The following is a 17,145-nucleotide window of genomic DNA, read 5'->3' as shown; positions in this document are numbered from 1 at the left end:
TTCCTGCCACTCGTGGCCGGCCTGCCGCGCCGCGAGAGTGGAGCCATGGACTCCGACACGCTCGCAAGTGCACTCGCCCTGGTCGGGACCGTCGGCGGCTTCGGACTGCTCGGCACCCTGATCGGGCGCGACGTGGCCCGCGGCGCCGCCACCGGCCGCGACAACTGGCACCGGCCCGGCGGGTACCCCGTCGACCCGGCGCTGCCCGACCGGCTCTACGGCACCATGCCGGCCGCCTCGCTGCGCCCCGACGCCGACCCGGCCGCCACCACCACCCCTGCCGTCGCCGGCCCCGCGGCGGCCGCCGCCACCGGTCCGCGGGCGGCCGCCCCGGCGCCCGCCGCCGGACGCGGCTCCGGCACACTGACCGGATGGACATCGTCATCCGCCCGGCCCGCGAAGCGGACCTCGAAGCAGCCGGCCACGTCACCGTCGAGGCCTTCGTCGGCGACGGTTACACCTCGCCCGAGAGCCAGTACGTCGACCTCCTGCGCGACACCGCCCGCCGGGCCCGGGAGGCCGAGCTCCTCGTCGCGGTCGACGCGGCCGAAGGACGGGTGCTCGGCTGCGTGACCTTCGCCGTGGGCGGCACCGAGTGGGCCGACATCGCCACCCCGGACGAGGGCGAGATCCGGATGCTCGCCACCGCGTCGGCCGCCCGCGGCCGGGGCGTCGGCGAGAGCCTGGTGCGCGCCGCCCTGACCCGCAGCCGCGAACTCGGCCTGGCCGGGATGGCCTTCTCCACCCGCCCCGACATGACGACCGCCCACCGCATCTACGAGCGGATCGGCTTCCGCCGGACCCCGGAACGCGACTGGGCGCCGTACCCGGGGATGGACCTGATGGTCTACAGCATGGCCTTCTGACGGCCCACCGGGGGCGGTCCGGCCGCGGGCCGGCCCGCCGGTCAGGGGGCGGCGGAGCGGCGGGCCGGGGACCGGATCGGCCGGCTGCCCCGGCGGCCGACGAACGATCAGGCCGCTCTTTTGATATAAACCTCTGATCGAGACACGTCGTGGTAGCCCATCGATCAGAGGAGCAGCACCTCATGTACGACGGGCCCGGCATCGGCGCGCCCTCCGCGGCGAGCGGACCCACCCTGCAGGACATGCGCGAGGCGCGCGGGATCCCCGCGCCGCGCGGCAGCCGGTACGCGATCCCCGCGGAGCCGCCCGCCCCCCGGCGGCCGGTGCCGCCGTCGGTGCGCTTCAAGGCGGTGGACGGCCTGCGCGGCCTCGCCATCGCCTCCGTGCTGCTCTACCACACCAACTGGTTCCAGAACGGCCTGTTCGGCGTGGACGCCTTCTTCGTCCTCTCCGGCTTCCTGGTCACCCTGGTCCTGATCCGGGAGCTGGACCGCACCGACGGCATCGCCCTCGGCGTCTTCTACCGCCGCCGGGCCAAGCGGCTGCTGCCCGGCCTGCTGGTCACCGTGCTCCTGGTGGTCCTCGTCTCGGCCCTGCTCAGCCCGCTCAAGGACGTGAAGGAGCTGCGCCCGCAGGCGCTGGCCGCGCTGGCGCAGGTCGCCAACTGGGCGCAGCTGGAGCGCGGTGACGCCTACTGGCAGCACTTCGCCGGCATCGACCCGCTGGCCGCGATGTGGTCGCTCAGCATCACCGAGCAGTTCTACGTGGTCTGGCCGCTGCTCCTGCTGCTGATCTACGCCGTCTGCCGCCGCTCGCTCAAGGCCGCGGGCCTCGTGACCGGTGTGCTGTTCGCCGGCGCCGCCGCCGTCGCCCCGCTGATGTGGAACGGTTCCAACAGCGACCGGCTCTACCTGGGCACCGAGTCCCGCGCGGTCGGTTTCGCGGCCGGCGCCGCCGCCGCCTTCGTGGTCTACCTGCGGCTGCGCCGCACGGTCCAGGAGGGTCCGGAGACGGGCTCCCGGGCCCAGCGGCGTTCGCCCGGCCGTCCGGGGGCGGGGAGCACGGTGCTGCCCACCGTGGTCGGCACCCTCGCGCTGGGCGGCCTGGTCTGGGCCAGCCTCAGCGTGGACAACTACCACGAGCCCTGGCTGTACCGGGGCGGGCTGGCCGGCGTCGCGGTGCTCTCGGCCGTCCTCGCTGCCTCGCTCTGCCACGACCGCGGTCCGCTGGTCCGGCTCCTCGCACTGCCCCCGCTGCGGCTCACCGGCACCATCTCCTACAGCCTCTACCTGCTGCACCTGCCGGTCTACTGGCTGCTCCAGCGGTTCGTCGACGACATCTCGCCGGCGCTGCTGCTGGCCATCGGCGCGCCCGTCTCCTGGGTGCTGGCCTGGCTGCTGCACACCGGAACCGAGCGGCTGCGGGTGCTGCGCTGGCGACCGCTGCCGACCATCCCGCTGCTGGCCACCGCCGCGCTGACGGCCACCGCCGGCGCCTGGTACCTGCCCGCCTGGGTCGAGCACGACATGCGCGGCGGCTCCGCCGACAAGCCGCTGGTACTCGCCCTCGGCGACTCCTTCTCCGAGGACCTGGCCACCGGCCTGTACCGGCACGGCGACCGCTTCCGGGTGGTCGACGGCGGCATCAGCGGCTGCGGCGTGTTCGGCTCCGAGAAGGTCCGCGGCACCTCCCGGGTGGAGTTCGACACCACGGACGACTGCCGCGACCGCACGGCGCTCTGGGCGAAGAGCCTGGACGGCGTCCAGGCGCAGGCGGTCGTCCTGCACCTCGGCTGGGACGCCGCCGAGCAGTACCTGGACGGCAGCTGGCTCAACCCCTGCGACGAGGACTACCGCACCCGGTACACCGCCCAGCTCACCCAGGCGACGGACCTGGTCCGCGAGCGCGCGCACGGCGCCCGGGTGCTGCTGATGAACGAGCGGGTGCAGAACGGCGCGATCAGCAAGGCCTGGGGCACCTGCTACAACCAGCAGGTCGGCGACTTCGTGAAGGCCTCCGGCGGCGCCGTCCAGCTGCTCGACCTGAACGCCTTCTACTGCCCCGGCGGCAACTGCCTCTGGAAGGACCGGGACGGCCACCTGGTCTCCCCCGCCACCGACGGCGTCCACCTCACGCCGGCCGGCATGCGGCTGGTGACGCCGTGGCTGGAGCAGCAGATCGCGGACGCGCTGGCCGGGGTCCGGCCGCCGGACGCGCCGGCCCCCCAGCCCACACCGACCGCCCCGGTGACGCCGACCGCCCCGCCGGCCACCGAACAGGCCACCCCGACCGAGCAGCCGTCCCCGAGCCACTCGACGACCCCGTCCCACAAGCCCACCACCACGCCGTCCCGCAAGCCCACCACCGGCCCGAGCCGGGCGGCGACCCCGCCGGCCGGTCAGCCGGCTGTGCCCTCCGGGACGGCGTAGGTCTGCGCGAAGCAGTCGCGGATCGCCTGCTCGGAGGCGGGGCGCCCGGCGAAGTCCATCCGCGGGGTGTCCTGGTTGGTGGGCAGGGTCGGGTCGATGCCGAAGTAGAGCGACCAGAAGTACAGTCCGGCCAGCTTCCGCTCCTGCGCCACCTGGCAGACCGCGGTGAACCAGGTCGCCTGCACGGGCTCGTTGAGCTCGCGCTTGGTGTAGAAGTCACCGGGCGTCTTGTAGGCGCCCTTCTGGGCCGGGATCCCCACCTCGGTCAGCTTGGTGGTCGGCTGCGGGCCCTTGCCGCGCTTGTCCAGCCAGCTGTTCCAGCTGGCCGCCAGGTCGGCCGCGGTGGCGTCGTCCCCGGCCGACTTGGCCGGGAAGTAGGCGTCGACGCCGGTGCGCCCGGTCGGCACCGCGACGGCGCCCTTGGACCAGTTGTCCCAGTTGGCGTCGTAGGCCACCTCGCCGTGGAAGGTCTTCCCGGCCTGCTCGACCAGCGGGGCCCAGTGCGGGTCGGCCTCCAGCGAGTTGAACTCGGTACCGATGGTGAACTCGGTCGCGTCGTGCTCCTCGGCCGCCTTCAGGTAGGGCGCCAGGAAGGCCGCGTAGCTGGCGAACCAGGCGTCCCGGTCGGTGGGGGCGATGTTGCCGCGCCAGCCGTTGTTGGCCGGCTTCAGCGACTCCTCGTCCAGGATCGGCCGGACGGTGGTGCGCAGGCCCGCCCGGTGCGCGGTGTCCAGCAGGATCGCCAGCCGGTCCGGGCTCGGGGTGGTCGGCCGGGCGGCGACCGCGTTGGACTTGCTGCCCACCGTGTAGAACGGGAAGGACACCGAGAGCGCGTTGGCGTTCAGGCCGACCACGTACTTGACGATGCGGTCCGCCTTGCCCTGGACGAAGCTCTCCGGGTCGGCCGGGTCGTCCAGCCAGTACACCTGGACGCCCCATTCCGGGCTGCCCTTCGCCCACGGCCGGGCCACCTTGGGCCCGGTGTCCTCCGGCGGCGCGTCCTTGCCGAAGCCCCAGACCCGGCCCTGCTCGGCCGGGGCACCGGCCCAGTGCACCTCGGTCGGGCGCTTGTGGTCGAACTTGATCGGGTGGTCGCCCCAGACGATCGGCACGCCCACGGTGAGGCCGAGCACGACGGTCGGCAGGATGAAGATGACGAAGCGTTTCATATCTGGCAGCAGTCCCTGGTCGCCGGTCAGGCCGGCTTGGCGATGACGACGAACTTGTTCTCCTCGCGGCGCAGGAACTTGATCAGTCCCCGCATCCCGCCCCAGCCCTCCAGCAGGGAGAACAGCGGGATGGCCGCCACCACCGCCATCGGCTCCCACCACTTGCGCCGGTGGTCGGCCGAGCCCACCACGTTCAGGCGCAGGCCCTCCCAGTACGTCCAGATCACGTAGGCGAAGTTGATCGACCAGATCAGCACCACCGACTGGGTCACCGGCGAGGTGTTCATCGTCCCGGTGAACCAGGCGATCAGCAGCACCAGGCCGACGTGCTGGAGCGGTCCGAGCACCCAGCTGACCATGCCCATCCCGATGAACAGCCGGAACCGCAGCGGGATGCTCTTGTTGAAGCAGAGCGCCACCAGGCCCCAGGCCCAGCGCTCGCGCTGCTTGAGGAAGTCCTTGAGGCCGGCCGGCGAGGCGCCGTAGCAGCGGCCGTTGAACCAGTCGCTGCGGCCGGGGTAGCGCACGCAGAAGTTGAGCGCCATCTGGGCGTCCTCGACGATGGTGTCGGGGCCGAAGTCCCAGCCGATGGTGGCCTCCACCGAGGAGCGCACCAGCAGCAGTTCGCCGTGCACGCCGGCGATCGGCGTCCCGGTCCCGGTCATCGCGCGGAAGCGGGCGATGTCGTCGGCCGGGCGGATCGCGTCGGCGAGCCAGGTGAAGGTGGAGACGGCGTTCTCCCGGGGGTACGTCAGGATCCCCTGGGCCATGTGCTTGGCGTCGTCCCCGGCCCGGCGCTGCCGGTTGATGAACTGGGCCACCGCGGCGGCGGTGTCCGGCCCGACCCCGGTGTCGTCGTCCATGTGCAGCACCCAGACGTCGTCCTCGGCCTCGCCCTCCTCGATCCGCAGCTCGTGCGAGTAGTGGTTGGCGCGAGCCTTGAACTTGGTTCCGTTGGGCGTCTGGTAGGCCTTCGGGACGGTCACCACCCGGATCAGCGGGTTGCGGGCGGCCAGCTCGTCGATCTTCTCGCCGGCCGCGCAGCCCTCCTCGGTGAGGATGTCCACCCGCATCCACGGGAAGTAGGCCGGCAGGTGGTCGACGTACGACAGCACCGAGCGCTCCAGCGCCGGGTAGGTGTCGTGCCGGCCGATGGTCGGCACCAGGACGATCAGGTAGTCGTCGTCGACCGGCACCGCCGGGGTCATCCGGTTCGCCTTGCGCAGCCGGCGGCGGACCATCAGCACACCCTGGAAGCCGATCAGCACGCCGAAGACCGGCATGCCCCAGAGGATCGTGATCGCCCAGCCGAGCGGGGTCGGGTTGGGCACGTACGCCCAGAGCGAGAAGCCGAAGATGATCACGAACGAGAGGTAGAACGGGACGATGCGCGGCTTCCACGACATCTGCCGGTCGGCGAGCCGAGCGGCCTCGCGGGACGTGGTGAGTACCGTCCGCGCGGGTGCTGGTGCTGTCATGGCGAAAGTCGTTCCTCGTCTGTTGCGTCTGTCCGTTCACCCCGCCGGTCCGGGCCGGCGGGTTCTGCTCGCTACCCCGGGTAGGGCGGCGCCCCCGGGGCCGGCGGAACCGGCCCGGGCGTCACCGGCGGGGCCGGCCACGAGTGCTGGGGCTGCGGGGGCTGCGGCGGGACGGCGGCCGGCGGCGGGGTCCAGCCGGGCTGCGTCCGGTCGTGCGGGGGGTGCGGAGGCTGCTGGGGGTACGAAGGCTGCTGGGCCTGCGGCCAGGCCTGCGCGGGCTGCTGGGGCTGGGTCGGCGGGTGGCCGGGAGCCTGGTCCTGCGGCAGCGTCTGCAGCAGCGACCAGTGCAGTTGGCCGGGCTGCTGCCCCTGCTGAACGGGCAGCGGCTGGAACGGCGAGGGCTGCCCGGCGGCCGCCCACGGGCCCGGCGCCGGCGTCCAGCGGGATCCGGTCCGGCGCAGCGAGACGACCAGCAGCACCGCCAGCGTCGCGGTGACGGCCACCCCGAGCCCGAAGGTCGCCAGCTTCAGCCAGCCCTCGGTGGTGCCGGTGAACCACCGGCGCTGCGGGGCGTCCAGCAGCGCGCCGGTCAGGCTGCGCACCCGGTTGTAGCCCTCGACCAGCGCCACGCCGACCACCACGCCGCGCGCCCAGTCCCGCCCGCGCAGCAGCAGGATGCCGGAGGTCAGGTACAGCACCGCGAAGTTGAGGCTGCCGGTCTCGGCGCCCACCGAGGAGCCGCCGTAGTAGAAGACGCCCTTGGCGAAGGTGGCGAAGCCGACCTGCCAGAAGCAGTTGTAGACCGCCCAGCCGAGCATCACCGCCCCCCAGGCCACCGCGAGGCCACCGGCCGGACGGTCAGGACGCGCCTGTGTCATCTCCCGTACCCCCGCCCCTGCCGGGCGCACCCGGCTTCAACCCGTTCGATTCCGGGCCACAGGATGCCACACGCGCGAACGGACCAGGAATTCCCCGGGTTCAGGAGGGTGCGGAGGTGTTGTCGATCTCACGGCGGAGGCCGGCCGGTTCACCGGACGTGCAGACCGCTCCAGTCGACGTCCGCGCCGAACGGGCCGGAGCCGCCGGTGAGCGCCAGGCCGTTGCCGTAGGTGGCCTTGACGTCGGCGTTGGAGTTGCGGGGCTGGTCCGGGGTCAGGTTGTCCGCCGTCAGCGACTGCCCCCAGACCGTCCAGATCGTCCACGGGGTCCGCCGCAGGGTGTCCGGCTGGCGGGAGTTGACCGGCACGGCGAAGGACTCGGCCAGGATCCGCGGCTTGCCGTAGCCGGCCAGGCCGTCGTAGTAGCGCTTGGTCCACACCTCGCCGGTGCCGATCGGGTGCGCCGGGCTGCCGCTGTAGTCGTCCACCCCGACCACGTCGACGTACCGCGCGCCCGGGTAGTAGTCCCACGGATCGACGCCCGGGGCGCCGTCCCAGGAGACCGGCGTCCAGGCGAACAGCAGGTTGTGCAGGCCCCTGGTCTCCACCAGGTAGTGGTAGGTGATCCGCCAGAGCGCCTGGTAGTCGGCGGGTTTGCGGCCCGACCACCAGAAGCCGCGGGCGCAGTCGGCCGCGTTCATCTCGTGGTACGGCCGCAGCAGCACCGGCACGTCGTGGGCCGCCAGGTACTCCAGGTGGTCCGCCAGGAAGGAGAGGTCCGTCAGCAGCGCGCGGTACTCGGGGGTGTCGCCGGCGCTGTCGACGACCCGGCCGAACCAGCCCGGGTCCTTCGCGCCGGGCGAGGCCGAGCAGAGCACCCGGTCGAAGGACTTCACGTCCGAGCCCGGGTACGGCTCGTGGAAGGACATCCCGACCAGTCCGGCCGGGCCGCCGCCGTTGTCGGGCAGCTCGGTGCTGGTGCCGTCGCAGTTCTTCCGGGTGCCCGACGCCCCGTAGGTGCCGTCCTCCGGGCGCGGGTGGCCGGACCAGACGGCGGTCATCAGGTCGACGGCGTCGTCGGTGTACTGCCAGCCGACCGCGCAGGCCGGCCAGCGGCCCGCCGAGTAGGAGCGCGGGTTGCCGACGCCCCAGCCGTTCTGGCCGTAGCCGGGGCCGAGGTCGGTCTCGACGAAGCCGGGCAGCCGGCCGGTGATGTCGGCGGCCTTCTTGTAGTAGTAGCCGACCGGCTTGGTCCCCCGGTAGTCCCCGTACTCGGGGTTGTAGAGCTCGTTGTGCGCCTCGACGTGCTGGCCGATCACCGTCCCGCCGGAGCGGCCGGCGCGGGCCGCGCTCTCCAGGTCGGCGAGGAGCTGCTGGACGGCCCGCGCGTTGGGCGAGGCCTGCGGGTCGCGGGCCAGCAGCTCGCGGCCGACCTCCGGCGCCAGGGTGCGCCCGGCGCCGCCCAGGGTGAGCGTGCTGCGGGCGGGCGCGTCCCGGCGGTCGCCGTCGGCCCGGCCGTCCTGGCCGGCCAGCACCACCGCGCCGGCGGCGAGCAGCGCGCCGGCCGCGGCCAGCACGGCCGGTTTGGCACGCAGCGCGCGGGGCATGGCCACGGACACTCCTCCGGATGCTCACCGGCACCGGCCTGCGCCGTCACAACCGGAACACGTGTACGACTGACAGGCGGTGAGCCTGCCACATCCCCCGGGGCCGGGGCGAGCGGACCCGCCGGGCGCGAACCGGGGCGGGCCCGGCCGGAACCGGGCCGAACCGGGCGGACCGTCAGCCCGCCGGGGTGGCGGCCGGTGCGCCGCCCGCCGCCTTGGTGCGTTGGAGGAGCTGGTTCTTCACGTGCTCGTCGAAGCCCCCGGCGGCCGCGGTCGCGGCGGCGTCCGCGGTGTTGCCGCCCTTGGCGGAGCCCTCGACGGTGAAGAAGCCGTACCGGCCCAGGGTGCCCTTGGTGTTGGTGCAGCCGGGGGTGGTGCAGAACGCCGGCGAGCCGGGGGCCGCGGCGCCCTTGAGGTGGCCGACGTAGTTCTTCACCGCGGTCTCGGCCTGCTGCTTGTGGTCGAAGACCGCGACGCCGACCGTCACCGCGCTGTCGCCGGAGACGTAGGTGGCCCGGAGCACCTGGCGGCAGCCCTGGTCACCGAGGACCTTGCCGAGGCCGCCGACCGTGGAGTTGCCGTCCCAGCAGGGCGAGTCGAGCGAGACCACGGTGCGGTTCCAGGTGGCGCCGTTGACCGTCACGGTGAGCGCCGAGAAGAGCGCCGCCGCGTCCTGCGGAGCCGGGTCGGTGGTCGCCTCCCAGAGCGGCTTCGACGGGTCCTCGGGCGTGGCGCTCGGGGTGGCCGTCGGGGACGCCTTGCCGGACGCCGTGGGCGCCGGCGGCTGGGTGGCCGCCGTGGCGGCGCCGGTGGGATCCGCGACCGGCTTCTTGTCGTCGCCCTTGTTCAGGAACAGCAGGCCGCCGGCGACCAGGCCGCCGACCACCAGGAGGGTGACCACGCCGCCGATGATCCGCGTCCGGCCCTTGCGCCTGGCCTCCGCCTCGTTCCGGTCCGCGAGGGCGGCCCAGTCCGGCTCGGCGTGCTGCGGCACGGGCTGGGGGTGCGGGTGCGGGTGCTGCTGGGGCTGCGGCTGCCACTGCTGCGGCTGCGGCTGGACCTGCTGCTGGTGCACCGGGGGCTGGGGCTGCACCGGCGCCGGCTGCTGCGGGACCGGCTGCGGCACGGGCGGCTGGACCTGCTGCGGCGGCTGCGGCACGGACGGCACCGGCGGCTGGACCGGCTGCGGCGCGGGCACCGGCGGCCCGTACGAGGCGGGCGGCGGACCGAACCCGCCCGGGGCCGGCGGCACCGGCTGCGGCGCGCCGGGGTACGGCGCGGGCGGCGGGCCCTGCGGCGGCTGTCCGGGCGTGCCCGGCTGCTGGTTCTGCGCGCCACCCGGCCCGGCGGGAGGGGGCGGCTGCTGCCCCGGCGAGCCGGGTCGGCCGCTCCACTCCCCGGGCGTGCCCGTTCCGTCGCTCATGCGCCCCCCTCACTGCCTTCGGCGGCCGCTCCGCGAATCACGTCGGTGTCGACGACTCGCTGGCTCCGCTCCCTCATGAGCCGAGATCGTAGGGCATGCCCCTGACGGCGGGCCTGCCCGGTGGCCGATCCGTTTCCGAATCCGAACACCGGCCGGGCCCCGGGCACTCCCGGCGATGCCCTGCGCCGCGGTCCGCGAAGGCCCTGGAACGACCCTGCGGCGGCCCCCGGCGCCGGCCCCCGCGGCGGGCGGCCGGGGGCCGGCCGCAGCCCCGGAACGGCCCCGGAACAGCCCGGGAAAGGCCTCTCGCCGGTACCACCTGCGATCACGTCGACACGCGACGCCGCACAACATGTGGGGTCGCATCGAGCGGACACCACTAGATGTATGCTCATCCCTGCTGTCGACGCAGGGGAACCCGGTGCGAGTCCGGGACTGCCCCGCAGCGGTGTGCGGGCGGCTCCGACAGAGCCCGCGAGTCCGAATACCTGCCGACGGCGTGCCGCCTGGCCTCCCCGCAGAGGCCTTTCGCACCAGCACCACTTCCGGGCCTCGCGGGCGGGCCGGGGATGCCACCGTCGCGCGCCGCCTCCGGGCCGGCGCGCCGTGCTCCCCTGCCCCGAACGGTCCGGCCCGAGCCACCGCCGACGCCGATCGCCGCCAGGAGAGAGCGCCTTGACCACCGCTGCCTCAGTCACCCTGCCCGCCCAGGGTTCCAGCTCCGCCCCCGTCGACCCGACGGTGTCCGACCCCGGTGGCGCACTGCTCCGGCTGCTGACCGACCGCAGCGCCGACCTCCCCCAGGTGGACCCCGGCCATGTCGCCGCCGCCGCGCTGCGCGGCCGCCACGCCGGCTCGGACTTCGCCGAGCTGCGCGGGCTGGCCGTGGACGCCGCAGCGTCGATGATCGCCGAGGACCCGCAGTACTCGAAGCTCGCCGCGCGACTGCTCGCGCTGGAGATCGTCGACGAGGCGGTGAGCCAGGGTTCGGTCACCTTCTCGGACTCGATCGCGGTCGGCCACGCCGAGGGCCTGATCGGCGACTCCACCGCCGACTTCGTCGCCAAGCACGCCACCGCCCTGAACGCGCTGATCGACCCCGCGGGCGACGGCCGCTTCGAGTACTTCGGCCTGCGCACCGTGCAGTCCCGGTACCTGCTGCGCCACCCGATCACCCGCAAGGTCGTCGAGACCCCGCAGCAGTTCCTGCTCCGCGTCGCCTGTGGTCTGGCGGTCGGCGACAACGAGCAGTCGGTGCGCGAGGTCTCCGAGCTGTACGGCCTGATGAGCCGGCTGGAGTACCTGACCTCCTCGCCGACGCTCTTCAACTCCGGCACCAAGCACCCGCAGATGTCGAGCTGCTACCTGCTGGACTCGCCGCTGGACAACCTGGACTCGATCTACTCCCGGTACGCCCAGATCGCCCGCCTCTCCAAGCACGCCGGCGGCATCGGCCTGTCCTACTCGCGGATCCGCTCGCGCGGCAGCCTGATCCGGGGCACCAACGGCAAGTCCAACGGCATCGTCCCGTTCCTGCGCACCCTCGACTCCTCGGTCGCCGCGGTCAACCAGGGCGGCCGCCGCAAGGGCGCGGCCTGCGTCTACCTGGAGACCTGGCACGCGGACATCGAGGAGTTCCTGGAGCTGCGCGACAACACCGGTGAGGAGGCGCGCCGCACCCACAACCTCAACCTGGCGCACTGGATCCCGGACGAGTTCATGCGCCGCGTCAACGCGAACGCCGACTGGTCGCTGTTCTCCCCCGCCGACGTGCCCGAGCTGGTCGACCTCTGGGGCGCCGAGTTCGACGAGGCGTACCTGAAGGCCGAGCAGGCCGGCAAGGCCGTCCGCACCATCCCGGCGCAGACCCTCTACTCCCGGATGATGCGCACCCTGGCGCAGACCGGCAACGGCTGGATGACCTTCAAGGACGCCTCCAACCGCGCCGCCAACCAGACCGCGCTGCCCGGCCGCACGGTGCACAGCTCCAACCTCTGCACCGAGATCCTGGAGGTCACGGACGACTCCGAGACCGCCGTCTGCAACCTCGGCTCGGTCAACCTCGGCGCCCACGTCGCCCCCGGTGCCACCGCCGCCGACCTGCTGAACGCGATGGACTGGGACCGCCTGGACGCCACCGTCCGCACCGCCGTCACCTTCCTCGACCGCGTGGTGGACATCAACTTCTACCCGACCCCCGAGGCCGGCGCGTCCAACTCGCGCTGGCGCCCGGTCGGCCTCGGCGTGATGGGCCTCCAGGACGTCTTCTTCCAGCTCCGCCTGGACTTCGACTCCGCCGAGGCGAAGGCCCTCTCCACCCTCATCGCCGAGCGCATCATGCTCACCGCGTACGAGCGTTCCGCCGACCTGGCCGAGCAGCTGGGCCGCCACGAGGCCTACGGCGAGACCCGCGCCGCCCGCGGCGAGCTGCACATCGACCACTTCGGTTCGGCCGCGCCGCACTGGGCCGGCCGCTGGGAGGCGCTGCGCGCCCGGATCGCCGAGACCGGTCTGCGCAACTCGCTGCTGCTCGCCATCGCCCCCACCGCCACGATCGCCTCGATCGCCGGTGTGTACGAGTGCATCGAGCCGCAGGTCTCCAACCTGTTCAAGCGCGAGACCCTCTCCGGCGAGTTCCTCCAGGTCAACCCGTACCTGGTGCGCGAGCTGAAGGAGCTCGGCGTCTGGGACCAGCAGACCCGGGACGCGCTGCGCGACGCCAACGGCTCCGTCCAGGACCTCAACTGGCTGCCCGCCGAGGTCCGTTCGCTGTACCGCACGGCCTGGGAGCTGCCCCAGCGCGCGCTGATCGACCTGGCCGCCGCCCGGATGCCGTACATCGACCAGAGCCAGTCGCTGAACCTCTTCATGGCGGCGCCCACCATCGGCAAGCTGAGCTCGATGTACGCGTACGCGTGGAAGGTCGGTCTGAAGACCACCTACTACCTGCGGTCGCGGCCCGCCACCCGGATCGCCCAGGCCGCCTCGGGCACCGCCCGCGCCGCCGCGCCGGTGCCGGTGGCGTCCCCGACCCTCAGCCCGGAGGAGGAGGCCGCGCTGGCCTGCTCCCTGGAGAACCCCGAGTCCTGCGAGGCCTGCCAGTGAGCACCACCCCCGAAGCCCGTCCCGACCGCGAGAAGATGCTGCTCGACCCCGGCTTCGAGCTGACCCTGCGGCCGATGCGGTACCCGTCGTTCTACGACCGCTACCGGGACGCGATCAAGAACACCTGGACCGTCGAGGAGGTGGACCTGCACTCCGACGTCGCCGACCTCGCCAAGCTGAGCGACGGCGAGCGGCACATGATCGGCCGGCTGGTCGCCTTCTTCGCCACCGGTGACTCGATCGTCTCCAACAACGTGGTGCTGAGCCTCTACAAGCACATCAACTCCCCCGAGGCCCGGCTCTACCTGTCCCGGCAGCTGTTCGAGGAGGCCGTGCACGTCCAGTTCTACCTGACGCTGCTCGACACCTACCTGCCCGACCCCGAGGACCGCAACGCGGCCTTCGCCGCGGTGGAGAACATCCCCTCCATCCACCAGAAGGCCCAGTTCTGCTTCAAGTACATGAACGCGGTCGACCACATCGACTCGCTGCGGAGCAAGGACGACCGCCGGGCGTTCCTCCTCAACCTGATCTGCTTCGCGGCCTGCGTCGAGGGCCTGTTCTTCTACGGCGCCTTCGCGTACGTGTACTGGTTCCGCAGCCGCGGCCTGCTGCACGGCCTCGCCACCGGCACCAACTGGGTGTTCCGGGACGAGTCCATGCACATGGACTTCGCGATGTCGGTGGTGGACACCGTCCGCGAGGAGGAGCCCGACCTCTTCGACGAGAAGATGGCCCAGCAGGTCACCGAGATGCTGGAGGAGGCCGTCGAGGCCGAGCTCCAGTTCGCCCGTGACCTCTGCGGCGAGGGCCTGCCCGGCATGAACACCGAGTCCATGCGCGAGTACCTGCAGGCGGTGGCCGACCAGCGGCTCGCCCGCCTCGGCCTGCCGATCCGCTACGGCTCCACCAACCCCTTCGGGTTCATGGAGCTGCAGAACGTCCAGGAGCTGACCAACTTCTTCGAGCGCCGGGTCTCCGCGTACCAGGTCGCCGTCGAGGGCTCGGTCTCCTTCGACGACGACTTCTAGGCCCGCCCGGCCCGCCCGGCCCCGCTCCTCCGGGGGCCCGGCCAACAGCCGCCGCCCCGCCCGGTGTTCGCACCCGGCGGGGCGGCGTCGTTCGCTCGTCCGAATGAAACCGCCGGGCCCCACCGGAACGGCACGCATACGGACGGTGCCGCCCCCCGCTACGGTCCGGCCACAGCCGAACGAAAGGGGCCCACCGTGCCGACCGGAATCCTCGACTACCGGAGCGACGCCATCGTCCAGCTCATGAGCATGGCGGAGGAGGACTGGACGGAGCAGGAACTCAAGGACGCGCTCCAGCGGGCGATCATGCTGGAGTTGTCCACGATCCCGCCCTACGCCACCGCGCTCTGGTCGATCACCGACCCCGACAACTCCAAGCCGGTGCGCCACACCATCCGCGAGATCGTCTTCGACGAGATGTCGCACTTCGGTCTGGTCTGCAACATGCTCACCAGCATCGGCGGCACGGTCGTCCTCACCGACCCGCTCACCGTCCCGAAGTACCCGGGTGAGCTCCCCGGCGGCGTCAACCCCGGCCTGGAGGTCTACCTGAGCGGGCTGACCCGCGAGTCGGCCGGCCTGTTCTCCGACATCGAGAAGCCCGAGCACCCGCTCGCCTTCGCCGCCGACGGCAACACCATCGGCGCCTTCTACCAGCGGATCGCGAACGTCTTCCCCACCTTCGCCCACCTGCTCACCGGGCAGCGGCAGGTGAGCTTCCCGCTCGGGTCGAGCCACGGCGCCGGCAACGACATCGTCCCGATGAACACCATCGACGACGTGCTGGCCGCCATCCACGTCATCCAGTCGCAGGGCGAGGGCACGGACGCCTCGCCGGAGAACCCCTTCCCCGGCGCCCCGGGCGAACTCGCCCACTACTACGCCTTCAAGGAGATCGCCGAAGGCCGCAAGCTCGTCCTCGACGAGGGGACGAAGAAGTACGGGTTCACCGGCCCGGAGGTCCCGCTGCCGGACACCTCCCCGGTCGCCCGGGTCCCCCTGGGCGGCTGGGCCAACAGCCCCGGCAACGAGCCCGACCAGCCCACCGCCACCCTCCTGGCGACCTTCAACCAGCACTACAGCGACATGCTGTACGCCCTCGAAGGCGCCTGGGGCGACGCCGGCCCCGACTCGATCGGCCCGGCGATCGGGCAGATGGGCCAGATGCGCCGGACCGCCCAGCAGATCAACGACGTCAAGCTGCCCGCCGCCCCCCGCTTCACCTACGGGCCGGAGTGGCTGTTCGTGCCGCGGTAGGCACCCGTGCGGAAGGGCCGGTGCGCGTGCACCGGCCCTTCCGTGACACGTCAGCCGTTCGACACCGTCGCGTACCGCGGCGTGCCCTCGGCCATCTGCCGCAGCGCGTCCTTGCGGTCCCGCTTCGACAGCTTGTCGATGTAGAGGAACCCGTACAGGTGGTCGGTCTCGTGCTGCAGGCAGCGGGCGAAGAAGCCGGTGCCCTCGACCCGGATCGGGTTGCCGTCCTTGTCCTGGCCGGTCACCGCGGCGTAGTCCGGCCGGGGCAGCTCGGCGTACGCGGTCGGCACCGACAGGCAGCCCTCGTTGCCGTCGTCCAGCACCCGCTTGCTGCCGGCCGGCAGCTCCTCCAGGACGGGGTTGATGACGTGGCCGACGTGGCGCACACCCTCGTCGTCCGGGCAGTCGTAGACGAACACCTTGAGGTCCACGCCGATCTGGTTGGCCGCCAGGCCCACGCCCTCGGCCGCGTACATCGACTGGAACATGTCGTCGATCAGCCCCGACAGCTCGCCGTCGAAGGCCGTGACGGTCTTGACCTCCCGGTGCAGCACCGGGTTGCCGTAGACGGTGATCGGACGCGCGGTGCCCTTCGAGAGGTCCGGCTCCTCGCCGACCACCTTCACCGGCTGGGCCTCACCCTGCGCGGGCTCGTGGTCGTGGTCGTGCTGGTGGTCGTGCTGCTCCGCCATCGCTGTGTGTCTTCCGCTTCCCTGGATCGTCTGGCCGTACCGACCAAGGGTAAGCGGACCGCTCAGCAGACCTCTTCGAGATCCCGGTACGCGCGGGTACCGGGGGCGGCCGCCACCCAGCGGTCCAGCAGCGTCCGCACCAGCAGCGCCGGAGCCGCGATCCCGCACTCCCGCTCCACCAGCCAGGACATCCCGCCGGCGCCCTGGCTCAGATGGCTCAGGTGCCCCGGGTGGGCCGCGTCCCCGTCGTCGTGCGGGTCGTGGTGCGCGGTGTGCCCGTCGTCGGAGGCCATCCGGCTCTCCGAACACGCCCGGCAGAGCAGCCGCACCGACGACGTCCAGTCCTCCGCCGCGTACCCCGCGTCCGCGACCAGCCGCTCCAGGGCGTCCCGGTCCGCCGCGGTGGCGGCCTGCAGCAGCACCACGTAGGTCGGCACCGGGGAGGGCGCCCACAGCTCGATCTCGTCGAACACCGGGTACGCCACCCCGTCGGTCACCCGCTCGCCGTGCGGGGCGCCGTCGTGCAGCACCACCTCGCCCCAGCGGCGGCCCGACGAGGGCAGCGGGATGGACAGCACCTCGATGCGCGCGGGATCCAGCCGGCGCCCCCAGACCACCTCGGACTCGCCGTCCGGCGACAGCCGCACCGGCGTCGTCCCCAGGTCCAGGCTGACCGGGCCGTCCGGGTGGGCCCCGGCCCCGCCCGGCAGCCGCAGCCCGTACGCCTGCCAGGCCCGCCGCGCCAGCGGCCAGTCCTGCAGCGCCGTCGCCGTGATCCCCAGGTTCCACCAGTCGGGGGCGCCCTGCTCGCGGTCCAGCAGCGCCACCGCCCGCAGCCCGGCCGCCCGCGCCTGCTCCCAGTCCCGCCGGAACTTGTGCAGCAGCGCGAGGTTGAACCAGGAGTCCGACAGCCACGGCTCCAGATCGGCCGCCATCACCAGCAGGGCGCCCGCGTCCTCGTAGCGGCCGTCGCCGATCAGCGTGAAAGCCCGATCGGTCGTCTGCCGCCAGGTGGCGGACGGCCGGTGCCGTGCCCGGTGGAAGATCCTCACGTTCGTCCCTGCCGTCGTCGTCCGCTCAAGTCCCGTGTCCGCTCCCGCTGCCACGGGCCCGGTGCCCCGGGTCGGTGTTCCACGCTACGACCGCATCCAACCACGCCCGCCGTCGCCCGCGCTCCCCGCAGCCGGGGTTCCGGCCGCTCCCGGCCCCA

Annotated in this window: 12 protein-coding genes and 1 riboswitch; of the genes, 5 read left to right on the top strand and 7 right to left on the bottom strand. The window is 72.9% G+C overall.

The genetic code is table 11. The annotated features are described in order from the left end of the window. Window positions 1-371: 371 nt before the first annotated feature. Window positions 372-866: a GNAT family N-acetyltransferase gene (locus ACZ4UX_RS12900; RefSeq protein ID WP_352293102.1), complete on the top strand. Its 495-nt coding sequence runs from the start codon at window positions 372-374 to the stop codon at window positions 864-866. Between the two features lie 182 nt (window positions 867-1,048). Next, entirely contained in the window at window positions 1,049-3,295 is a 2,247-nt protein-coding gene (locus tag ACZ4UX_RS12895; RefSeq protein ID WP_465706654.1) for an acyltransferase family protein, read from the top strand. On the opposite strand, the gene ACZ4UX_RS12890 is transcribed toward ACZ4UX_RS12895, so the two are convergent. From ACZ4UX_RS12890 to ACZ4UX_RS12870, 5 genes are all read right to left on the bottom strand, one after another. Next, window positions 3,265-4,464 carry a glycoside hydrolase family 113 gene (locus ACZ4UX_RS12890; protein ID WP_465706653.1) on the bottom strand — a complete coding sequence of 400 codons (1,200 nt, stop codon included), beginning with the start codon at window positions 4,462-4,464 and terminating at the stop codon, window positions 3,265-3,267. The genes ACZ4UX_RS12895 and ACZ4UX_RS12890 overlap by 31 nt on opposite strands. Window positions 4,465-4,490: 26 nt before the next feature. Continuing rightward, the gene (locus ACZ4UX_RS12885) at window positions 4,491-5,942 is read right to left on the bottom strand and encodes a glycosyltransferase family 2 protein (RefSeq protein ID WP_329489538.1); all 1,452 of its coding nucleotides are present in this window, start codon (window positions 5,940-5,942) and stop codon (window positions 4,491-4,493) included. A gap of 71 nt (window positions 5,943-6,013) precedes the next feature. Continuing rightward, complete coding sequence (locus tag ACZ4UX_RS12880) at window positions 6,014-6,820, bottom strand: hypothetical protein (RefSeq protein WP_465706652.1); 807 nt, start codon at window positions 6,818-6,820, stop codon at window positions 6,014-6,016. Window positions 6,821-6,969: 149 nt separating this feature from the next. Next, on the bottom strand, window positions 6,970-8,427 hold the full coding sequence (locus tag ACZ4UX_RS12875; RefSeq protein ID WP_465706748.1) for a glycoside hydrolase family 26 protein: 1,458 nt from the start codon (window positions 8,425-8,427) through the stop codon (window positions 6,970-6,972). A 175-nt stretch (window positions 8,428-8,602) separates the two neighbouring features. After that, a complete protein-coding gene (locus ACZ4UX_RS12870) occupies window positions 8,603-9,850 on the bottom strand; it encodes a hypothetical protein (protein ID WP_465706651.1) in 1,248 nt (415 codons plus the stop codon). A gap of 383 nt (window positions 9,851-10,233) precedes the next feature. Beyond that, window positions 10,234-10,360, top strand: a riboswitch (cobalamin riboswitch). A gap of 189 nt (window positions 10,361-10,549) precedes the next feature. Between ACZ4UX_RS12870 and ACZ4UX_RS12865 the strand changes: the two genes are divergently transcribed. From ACZ4UX_RS12865 to ACZ4UX_RS12855, 3 genes are all read left to right on the top strand, one after another. Then, a complete protein-coding gene (locus ACZ4UX_RS12865; protein WP_465706747.1) occupies window positions 10,550-12,955 on the top strand; it encodes a ribonucleoside-diphosphate reductase subunit alpha in 2,406 nt (801 codons plus the stop codon). A 35-nt stretch (window positions 12,956-12,990) separates the two neighbouring features. Next, window positions 12,991-13,986: a ribonucleotide-diphosphate reductase subunit beta gene (locus tag ACZ4UX_RS12860; protein WP_329492241.1), complete on the top strand. Its 996-nt coding sequence runs from the start codon at window positions 12,991-12,993 to the stop codon at window positions 13,984-13,986. 195 nt (window positions 13,987-14,181) lie between these two features. Next, window positions 14,182-15,243: a ferritin-like domain-containing protein gene (locus ACZ4UX_RS12855; protein WP_465706650.1), complete on the top strand. Its 1,062-nt coding sequence runs from the start codon at window positions 14,182-14,184 to the stop codon at window positions 15,241-15,243. A 50-nt stretch (window positions 15,244-15,293) separates the two neighbouring features. On the opposite strand, the gene def is transcribed toward ACZ4UX_RS12855, so the two are convergent. Beyond that, a complete protein-coding gene (def, locus tag ACZ4UX_RS12850) occupies window positions 15,294-15,935 on the bottom strand; it encodes a peptide deformylase (RefSeq protein ID WP_465706649.1) in 642 nt (213 codons plus the stop codon). A 62-nt stretch (window positions 15,936-15,997) separates the two neighbouring features. Next, on the bottom strand, window positions 15,998-16,987 hold the full coding sequence (locus ACZ4UX_RS12845) for a tetratricopeptide repeat protein (protein ID WP_329489532.1): 990 nt from the start codon (window positions 16,985-16,987) through the stop codon (window positions 15,998-16,000). Window positions 16,988-17,145: the final 158 nt, after the last annotated feature.

The organism is Kitasatospora sp. NPDC028961, from assembly GCF_055564815.1.
Note: the sequence above shows the minus strand (reverse complement) of the source record. Positions and strands in the feature narration are given on the sequence as shown.